The sequence below is a fragment of the Xanthobacter sp. BG11Y11_SDJG genome (assembly GCF_057364445.1).
Map to the genome: position 1 here is coordinate 1 of NZ_JBNFNU010000691.1, position 1,238 is coordinate 1,238.

Consider the following 1,238-nt stretch of genomic DNA (forward strand, 5'->3'; position numbering starts at 1 on the left):
CCGCGATCAGCGGCCGGCGCGGCAAACGCGCGCCCGCTTCGCCCGTGGTGTCGCGGAACAGCATCGCCGCCGGCGTCTCCTGCGCCCGCGCCAGCGGCAGCACCGTGAACAGGCCCGCCACCAGCAGGCCGTAGAGCGTCGCGAGGCCGAGCGTCGCGAAAATCGAGCCGCTGCGCCACCGGATAGGGGATGACGGCGGAGAGCGCCGCGGCCCCGGCGAACGGGATGGCGGCGCCCACCGCGAGCCCGGCGGCGATGCCGATGGCGGCGATGACGCCCATTTCGATGCCGTAGGCGGCGAACACCTGCGCGCGGTGGCGCCGAGCGCCTTCAGCGTGGCGATGGTGGCGCGCTTGGCGGAAAGATGGCTCGACACCGCATTGGCGATGCCGACCCCGCCCACCAGCAGCGCCGTCAGCGCCACCAAAGTCAGGAACTGGCCAATGCGGCCCATGCCCCGCTCCAGTTGCGGGGTGGCGCCGTGGCGCGTGCGCATCTCGAAGCCGGCATCGTCGAAGCGCGCGTGGGCCGCCTCCATCAGCGCGTCGAGCGTGGCGGGCGCGGCGTCCGGCAGCAGCACGCGATAGCTCCAGCGCACCAGGCTGCCGGGCTGGATCAGGCCGGTGGCGGGAAGGTCGCCGGCCGAGATGAGGAGGCGCGGGCCGAGGCCGATGCCGGCGGAGAGCTTGTCCGGCTCGGAGACCAGCTCGGCGCGGATCTCGAAGGTGGCGTCGCCGAGCGTCACCCGGTCGCCGATCTTCAGACCGAGCCGGCCGAGCAGCGCCGGCTCCGCCGCCGCGCCGGGCAGGCCCCGGCCGGGCGCGAACAGGGTTCCGGGCGGCATCGGCGGCGACAGTTCCAGCCGGCCGGCCAGCGGATAATCGGGGTCCACCGCCTTCAGTTCGGCGAGCGCGGCCTCGCGCCCGCGGTGCGCGCCATGGCGCGGAGCGTCGCCACGCGGTTCACCTCGCCGTGGCCGGAGAGGAAGCCCAGCTCCGCCGCGTTCGCCTCGCGCTGGGTGAGCGTGAAGGACGCATCGCCGCCGAGGATGGAGCGCCCCTCCCGGTCGAGCCCCTCGGTGAGGGCGCGGGCGAACGAGCCGATGCCGGCGATGGCGGCGACGCCGAGCGCGAGGCACAGCAGGAAGACGGTGAAGCCCTGCCGCGCCCCGCGCAGTTCGCGCAGGGCGAAGGCGAGGGCGGCGGGCATCAGGGACCGCGCGGCGGCGCGGCCGGCGG

Annotated in this window: 2 pseudogenes; both read right to left on the reverse strand. The window is 75.5% G+C overall.

Features of this window, described 5'->3' with window-relative positions:
* Positions 1 to 892, reverse strand: a pseudogene (locus AC2W7M_RS25800) (ABC transporter permease); the annotation flags it as partial.
* A gap of 5 nt (positions 893 to 897) precedes the next feature.
* Positions 898 to 1,238: pseudogene (locus AC2W7M_RS25805) on the reverse strand (ABC transporter permease); the annotation flags it as partial.